The following is an 8,362-nucleotide window of genomic DNA, read 5'->3' as shown; positions in this document are numbered from 1 at the left end:
TTTGAAAACTACATGGCTTGATTTCCTATATTTGGTCATAGCCCAAATATAAGCATAGCTACTAGCACATGACCACCTGCAAAGCAGGTGGATTTCTAAGTTGAATTAAAGGATCGACCACTTCGTGATCAGCTATTGTGTAAGCATCACATGTTTTTACATATTTCAAAGACAACCAAAGAAATGATCCTAAAGGCCAAGGCGGGATCAAGCTCTCAATTCTCAAAAGGAAAGGGCTGTCTTGATCAGAACAAGTATGTAAACATTCAGCATACAAATTTTTTCTCTTCCTGCTCATTCCCGACTTAGAGCGGTAAATTCTGTACAGAATTTACCTGCCACATCAATATCTTTACATTTGTTAATACCTTCATTAATGACATCATCTTCAGGCACAATCCGGTTTATCAAACTTATCCATACCCTGATTTGGATATTCTATAATGTGGTCATTTTTTATATGCTATATGTTGTGCTCGCAGATGAAATAAGTCTTCTATTTTGGATTGGATGGGGTTTTATCTTTCTTGAGGGGCTTATACTTCTCATGTTTCGATGGACTTGCCCGCTTACTATAATTGCGAGAAACCACACGGATTCTACGGATGATAATTTTGACATCTACCTACCCAATTGGCTTGCCAAACACACCAAAACAATTTATACCGGAATCACTGTGTTGATAGCTTTACTTAATATCTACAGAGTTAGTTGAATCAAAAACACTTAAACCTCTTTCCTACTGAGTGGGGTTTTCTTTCAATGGTCGTTTCCTGTATTACTCAGACACAAAACTACCGCTCTCACTTCAGCTTTTATTCTAAGGCAGAAAGGACGGGAGAAGGAGTTTTGTTTTGGCTTTCAGCCAGGAAAACCGTAAAACTCTTAGAAGAAAACTTTCAGATTCGGTTTATTTGGGAGTTATTTAAGTTCGTCATCCATATATTCCCGTCTAATTGATCAAATAGATAACTCTTCATGCAAAAGATTATAAGTCTAAGTCTTTTTTTACTTCTCCCCTTTCTCTCCCAAGCTCAAACTGTCTGCTCCTTAGAAAGCCGACAAAAGCTGGAAGGAATGCTTAGCCAACTTTCAGAGGCAGGTCTTAGCGAAAAGTCTGCAAATGAGCTAGTGATCCATATCGGGACGGAATTTCTAAGTACTCCATATATGGATAAAACGCTGGAACTTCCTGGTGAAGAGAAATTGGTAATCAATTTAACCGGGCTGGATTGTACTACTTATCTGGAAACTGTCGTAACCCTAGTCAGGCTGGCAGAGAAAGGTGAATTTACGTTCGAAGCATTTGAAAAAGAACTGGAAGTTCTTCGCTATCGAAACAAGGAAAATCAAGGCTATCCGTCACGTCTACATTATTTTTCGGATTGGATTTATGAAAATGAGCAGAAGGGAATAATTAGAAATATTACTGCGGAAATCGGTGGATCTTCTTACCCAAATGCTCCTTCTTTCATGTCGGAGAACCCAAAGTTCTATGCCCAGCTAGCTAAACCTGAAAACCTCGCTGAAATCAAAAACACAGAGGCAGTAATCAAGGAACGTAGTTATTTCTATATCCCGAAAGCTGAAATCACCGTGTTGGAGAAAAACATTCAATCAGGAGACCTGATCGCCATCACCACCTCTATGGACAATCTCGATATTGTCCATACGGGATTTGCCATAGAGAAAAACGGCAGAATACACCTGCTTCATGCCAGTTCGAAAAATATGGAAGTAGAAATTTCCGAAAAACCGCTCAGCGAATATTTGGCCGGAAACAAATCTCAGTCAGGGATAATGGTATCAAGACTGACTGAAAACTAGGTAAAATCATAAGGCTATTATTCACTGGGCTCCTCAGCCCTTTCTATTCTATGACTGTGGCTATAATCCGTAGCGGACCTCCACTTCCACCTTTGATTTTCATAGGAAGTGCAATCACATAAACCCCTTTTGCCGGCAGCAAATCCAAATTGGCTACATTTTCAAAACCTGGAATCTGATTTTCCATTAAGACTTGATGTGCGGCAAAATCTTTGGATTGCCCATAATCCAAACTTGGAGTATCAAGCCCCACCGCTTTCACATTGCGGTTCTTTACCAACCAAGTAGCCGTTTCGGGCTGAATTCCTGGAAAATGAAGTTCAGGAATAGCATCAGCACCAATTTTGGCTGTTCCAAAATAAGCTTCTCGATCAGGATAAAACTGACCATATCCAGTGCGAAACAATACCATAGCCTGCTCTGGGATTTTCCCATGCTCTGCCTCCCAATTTAAAATAGCCACAGAATCGATCAGGTAATCTCTATCCGCCAAAGCCTCTTCACTGACATCTATAACTACCGCCTCACCTGTCAATTTGCCAAGAGCAAGCTGATCCACAGTTTCTCCTTTTTCATAAAAATGAATGGGTGCATCCAAGTGCGTACCTCCATGCTCGGGAGTAAGAATAGTGTAGGATGAATAATAATACCCGATTTCCGTTACCCCCTCAGCATCGATCCGGTGCTGAAATCCATCCGGATTATTCGGCCAATACAAGGTGGTAGAATCAAATGAATAGCTCAAGTCAATCCATTCAAAATCCTTCAAGGAAAGTTCCGGGTCCAACTTTGTAGCTTCTTGCTGATTACATGCAAACATGGAAACCAAACATAAAAGTATTAGTAGATTTCCTGCAAGTCTGGTAATTTTTAAAAGTTTCATCTTCCTATATGTTTTGCTACTAGTAAGTTAAAAACAGAAATCAGTAAAAATGCAATTAGCTACATTTTTCCCTTGTAAGAGATCCGGTTAAAATCATAAAGTGGGTATCAAAAACTGGTTATCAAACAGAAATCTTGCGCTAAAAACCTGTTTTAGAAGCGCTTATAAAAACTTCACAAACCTTACATTCACATACCAAAACCAGAAATAGTGATTTTTTATTCTGAATTCTTTCTCAAATACAGAATAAAAAATTAAAACCATTATTTTTGGCACATGGAAAAAAGAGGAATGAAATTCAAGTGGAAAGTAGCTTTTCTAATTACTATTGCAGCTCCGATACTGGGATTATTTTGGCAACAAAGCCAACCTATTATTGAAAATTTTGGTACAGAAGAAGATTTAGTCTTTGCGGATATTGCCTGGCTACTCACAGCCTCCTGTCTGGTGCTCTTGATGACTCCAGGACTCTCCTTGTTTTACGGAGGAATGGTCAACAAGAAAAACCTGATTTCCACTATGCTCCAGAGTTTTATTTCACTAGGTGTGATCACCATGCTTTGGGTGGTGGTTGGTTTTAGCTTGTCTTTCGGCGATCCAATCGGAATTACTATTGACGGGGTGAAATACGGAATTATTGGCAATCCTTTCCAATACCTATTCTTCAATCAGGTAGCCGAACTGCCTCACAAAACACTGGGAACTACTATTCCATTTATTCTCTTTGCCTTATTCCAGATGAAATTCGCTGTGATTACTCCAGCAATCATCACAGGATCCTTTGCCGAGCGGGTGAGATTTATCGGATACCTTTTCTTTATCGGTATCTTCTCCCTAGTTGTCTATGCCCCACTTTGCCACATGGTCTGGCATCCAAATGGACTGATCGGATCTTATTTTGGAGTACTAGATTTCGCTGGAGGTACGGTCGTCCATATCAGTGCAGGTATGGCTTCTTTGGCCGGTGCCTTATTTTTGGGTAAAAGAAACAAGCCACACCACGAGCCTTCCAATATCACTTATGTACTCTTAGGAACCGGAATGCTATGGTTTGGCTGGTTTGGATTCAATGCTGGTTCCTCTTTTGGAGCAAATGCAACTGCTGCTTTAGCTTTTGCGACTACAACTATCAGTTCAGCCACTGCCATGATGACTTGGGTACTGTTTGACAGAATCCAGGGCAGAAAAATCTCCGCACTGCAAGCATGCATAGGAGCGGTAGTAGGTCTTGTGGTGATCACTCCAGCTGCGGGTTACATTACAGTTCCAGAAAGTTTCTTTTTTGGGGGAATAGGAGCTGTGGTTTCCAATCTTGCCATGAACGCCAAATTTTTAAAGAAAATAGATGACACGCTAGACGTATTTGCATGCCATGGCATTGGCGGAATAATGGGCATGATCCTCACTGCAATTTTTGCCGGGAAGGAAGGCTCTAGTCTGCTTCATGGAGGCTGGTCAGTCTTCGGATCGCATATGCTTGTTCTGATTGGAGTGTCCCTTTTCTCCTTTGGAATGGCTTATGTGATTTTCTTTCTACTAAACAAGTTTGTGACCCTGCGTGTACGGGAGGAATATGAAGAAATCGGATTGGATATTTCACAGCATGGGGAGACTATATAGGGAGATCGTTTGATCTGAAAAAACTCCCTTACTTCATTATTTTCTTCCGCATGGCACGTCCTACTAGAGGTCCTATTATTACAGCAGGAATGAAGGCTACTATTCCATTAATAAGCATAAAATTCCAAGACAGATCCTGTATAGCTGCTATTAGAGTCAACAGAATCCATGGAGCAGTCCAGCATATTAACAGGCTTTTAATACCTACATAAGGCCCACTTTGTCCTTGACTGATAGCGTTAACTGCCATCGGTCCTATGAAATAAGCTATCGCAATTGAGCTTAAAATTTGCAGACCAATCATTGATTTTCCAACTGGATCAATAGCAAGGCCTAGTGCAAACCCGCTACCGCTTTCTCCCAGGATCGTCAGCACAATTACGATCAGTAAGATTATTCCTATAGCAGCTACCGCGCCTGTAATCAGCAGGTACTTAATGAGGAGTAATTTTGATTTACTATTGACCGTTACCATTATCTAGTCTTTTTCCACTATTATGTATATGACTTTTGGGGTTGACTATAAAAGCTCTCATACGTTGCTTATTTTACAACGATTATACACCTTATTCGCTACATTATTCGCCACATTAAAAATTATAGTTGCATGACGCTTGTCTATGCTAATACTATTTGCCTAAACGCTCCTCCTAGTTGCTTTAATAAACTCTCACAATCTTCACTGGCCCCATCAAACCAGACTTCACTAATGGAGAATTAGCCTGATAAAATGGCATGGTGGTAAAAGTTGTTTTCTCTGCGCCCGGCTGTGCATCACCGATCAATCGGTTCACCCATGAATTGGCGATTTTGACTTCCAATTGATTTTCGCCTGATAGTAATCCCTCAGTAATATCTAGTCGGAATGGCGTTTTCCAAACAACTCCTTGTTTCTTGCCATTTAGCCATACTTCAGCCATCACTTTTACTTCACCTAAATCCAGTTCATAGGCATTGCTTTCGTCAATGGTTGCAAGATTAAAGCTTGTCTTATAAGTAGCCGTTCCGGAGAAATATTTCACCTCCGCATCAGCACTTTCATGCCAGGAACTTAAAGTCGGAAGAGCAATCGTTTTCCCGGCAATATCAACATTCCAATCACCATTCAAATCAGCTTCCATTGCTTCAGTTTTAGCTTTCACTTCATAAGAATTCTGTGCTGCCTCTCCTTCGAATACAATAAAATACGCATCCCAAGACTCAAAATTTAAAGGAACTACTGTTCTTCCATCTTTGATCTCATAGGAAACTTCTTCCATATTTCCAGTGATGGGATCCCAAAGCCTAGGCACTTTGCCCGATACTCTAAAATTTGCCGTTGCGGTAGTTGGATCTATGCTTCTATTGTTTAGCCAATAAATTTCCCTATCTACTGATCGTCGATGCTTAAAAAGAATTTTATGGTCCGTTTCTGTGATGAGCACGTCTGGCTTTACTGCAATATCCGGACTTGACCCTACATTTGATCTACTCCAAATTTCATTTGCAAGCATCTGAAATTCCTGATTATCATCTGCAAGACTTGGGGATTTAACCGGCTTTTCCCCTATTATTCTCACCCCATCATCAGCCAGTTTCTTGATTTTTTGAAGAACTGATATAGTCATCAAGGATGTACTTTCATCCAACATCAAAGCTTCGTAGGTACTTCCGCTGGGAGCTTTCAACTTGTCTCCTTCAACTTCAATATCTTCGATTAGAATGGTAGAATTCACATAGTCAAATTCATATCCTTCTGGAATTACAGGAAGCTGATCGCGTGATACCCAAGTAATATTTGTGTTCTGACCATAGAGATAGAGAATGTCGGCAACATTCTTTCCTTGCTGCAACAAATAGGAACTTCTCGCCAAATAACCCATCCAAGGTTTGGCCATTTCAGCCCAAGTTTCCTGTCTGGTAAAATATTGACCAAACGGTCCAAGTGAAAATCCAGGTTTCTTATCCTCCAAAGGCTGGTGAACAGACGTATGGATCACAAAGCGATTTACCCCTGAAGCCATTTCCAAATCTGCTGTTCTCTTCAAAATCTCTGGGTATTCCTGAAATGGCTTGCCCACAGAGGTCATAGATTCTGCTGCGACAAAGGGCTTCCCATAAATATTTGCGACGGATGCCGACTCCCGGATATCCGCTTCACTACGAACTTCTTCTTCTGTACCTCCTGCAAGACTGCCAGGGGTCCACATGGCTGACATAGGGATATCTGCATTTCGCTTTACATCCATCCCATCCGCCAAGTAGATTCGTTTGTTTTCATGAGATTCAGTGTAGCGCTTCATCCCACGCTTTTTGAGCTCCTCGCCAATTACATTGTAATGATTGTCAGCGATCATTTCACCGATTGTTTTCCGGAAATCCCACAGGAATTTCTCACTCTTCTCAAGTGGTCCCACTACTCTACCAGTGAGAGCAGGCAAATAAGAAATAAGTGGGTATCCTCTTCTTTTTTGAAATTCAGCCGGGAAATTCTCTGTCCAGTTCATATGTCCGGCTTCATAGCTATCCAGAATCATATATTGTAGTCCATCTACTCCAAGTTTTCCTCCAGTAGCATCTTTATACAAGTCCAAATAATGATTGATGTACCTTTTGACAGCTTCGCTATCCAATTTATCTACTTCAAGTCCTGTGGCTTCTGGAGAAGCAGGGTGGTTTTGGCGACCTGTCAATGAATAGCCAAATCGCATAATCATCCATTCTCCTTCAGGTGCATCCCAAATTAGAGAGCCATCGGGCTTCATCTGATCACTTAAGTTGATTACTTGATTTATATCAATAGCATCTGTATGTCCACTTCCAAAATCATTTAATGCTAATTCTCCATTTTCACTCCAAGGAGAAAACCCTGCCTTGTCCTCAATTTGATCAATTCTAGACGTGGTATAAAGGACAAATTCCGCAACATTTACACCGTCAGGTTTAGGCTCTTCCATAGGCGCTCCTGACAATGCTGCGAATATATTTGGAATTGGAGGTAAGGTTTCAAAGGACATTCTCCAGTATTTGGCAGAAGTTGGGGGAAAAGAAACCGTATTAAATGGCACAGTACTGCCTGATACCCGCGCTATGGTTTGGAAGTTCACTCCATCATCGCTCACCTTCAGTGACCTATTTTCGGGACCTCCATTAAATTCGGAAAGCGCACTGAAAGTAGCTCCGGACACTCCCAATGCCTGAAAGGTCTGAGCTTCCTCAAAAGAATATTGAATCCACATGTCCTCTCCCACTTCCATTGGAGGAAGGAAAAAATGCTCATCTATCTCTCCGTCAAGCAGCTTTGATGCATCAAAATCACCCCCAGATATAGACACGTCAGGGTTTAATTCTTGAAGTGAGATTTCTGTTTCTGGAAGCTTATAAGCAATCACAAATGCATCTTGGTAGAATTCGGGTAGCTCTCCAATAAATCCTCCTGAAATTCCTCCACCCTCAATTTTAGCTTCTTGGTATTTACCGGTTACGTCAGGAGGCTGTGGTAAAGTGCCCTGAAAAGTCTTTCCTCCCGTGATTTGAGTTTCCGACCACACATATTTTTTCATTCCATCTTTTGGCTCCACCCACGGGCCGCCAGTCACAGACCAACCCGGAGATCCTGCTATTGCCATTTCTAATCCTTTTTCAACAGCCAGATCTGTAGCCAGCTTGAATGCTTCCTTCCATTCTGGCGCCATAAACACCAGTTTTTCCTCTACTACAACAGGAGTAAACAGGTTAGCGTCGAAATTCTGAAAACCTCCTATCCCGGAGCGAACCATCCAATCTAAATCCTTTCGAATACCTTCCTGGGTAATATTTCCATTCATCCAGTGCCACCATACACGAGGTTTTGCCTCATTTGGCGGAGACAAAAAACCAGAGTATAAAGGGTCATTGGGTGGGCTTTGCTGTGCAGAAACATTGAAAGCAAAAAATGCAACTATAAATAACGAGAAGATATTTTTCATGATGGAGGGAGGGAGTTTAAATCTCCTCTAACCTAATGTTTCAATTTGACACAGCCATCCTGTACAGTATGGTGTAATATAAAAA

Annotated in this window: 6 protein-coding genes; 3 read left to right on the top strand and 3 right to left on the bottom strand. The window is 41.2% G+C overall.

What is annotated here, in order from left to right; translation table 11 throughout:
- Window positions 1-376 precede the first annotated feature (376 nt).
- Both SYJ56_RS21590 and SYJ56_RS21585 read left to right on the top strand, forming a co-directional pair.
- Entirely contained in the window at window positions 377-715 is a 339-nt protein-coding gene (locus tag SYJ56_RS21590; protein ID WP_323837815.1) for a hypothetical protein, read from the top strand.
- 263 nt (window positions 716-978) lie between these two features.
- Complete coding sequence (locus tag SYJ56_RS21585; protein WP_323837812.1) at window positions 979-1,827, top strand: N-acetylmuramoyl-L-alanine amidase-like domain-containing protein; 849 nt, start codon at window positions 979-981, stop codon at window positions 1,825-1,827.
- A 43-nt stretch (window positions 1,828-1,870) separates the two neighbouring features.
- Here SYJ56_RS21585 and SYJ56_RS21580 read toward each other — a convergent pair whose 3' ends face one another.
- Entirely contained in the window at window positions 1,871-2,710 is an 840-nt protein-coding gene (locus SYJ56_RS21580; protein ID WP_323837811.1) for a cyclase family protein, read from the bottom strand.
- 276 nt (window positions 2,711-2,986) lie between these two features.
- Here SYJ56_RS21580 and SYJ56_RS21575 point away from each other — a divergent pair, with 276 nt between their 5' ends.
- Window positions 2,987-4,330, top strand: coding sequence for an ammonium transporter (locus tag SYJ56_RS21575; protein ID WP_323837810.1), 1,344 nt, complete (start codon window positions 2,987-2,989; stop codon window positions 4,328-4,330).
- A 28-nt stretch (window positions 4,331-4,358) separates the two neighbouring features.
- Here SYJ56_RS21575 and SYJ56_RS21570 read toward each other — a convergent pair whose 3' ends face one another.
- Window positions 4,359-4,805, bottom strand: coding sequence for a hypothetical protein (locus SYJ56_RS21570; protein ID WP_323837808.1), 447 nt, complete (start codon window positions 4,803-4,805; stop codon window positions 4,359-4,361).
- 184 nt (window positions 4,806-4,989) lie between these two features.
- Window positions 4,990-8,277 carry a glycosyl hydrolase gene (locus SYJ56_RS21565; RefSeq protein ID WP_323837807.1) on the bottom strand — a complete coding sequence of 1,096 codons (3,288 nt, stop codon included), beginning with the start codon at window positions 8,275-8,277 and terminating at the stop codon, window positions 4,990-4,992.
- Window positions 8,278-8,362: the final 85 nt, after the last annotated feature.

The organism is Algoriphagus aurantiacus, assembly GCF_035156405.1.
Taxonomy (GTDB): Bacteria; Bacteroidota; Bacteroidia; order Cytophagales; family Cyclobacteriaceae; genus Algoriphagus; species Algoriphagus aurantiacus.
This window is presented reverse-complemented; position numbering and strand designations above follow the sequence as displayed.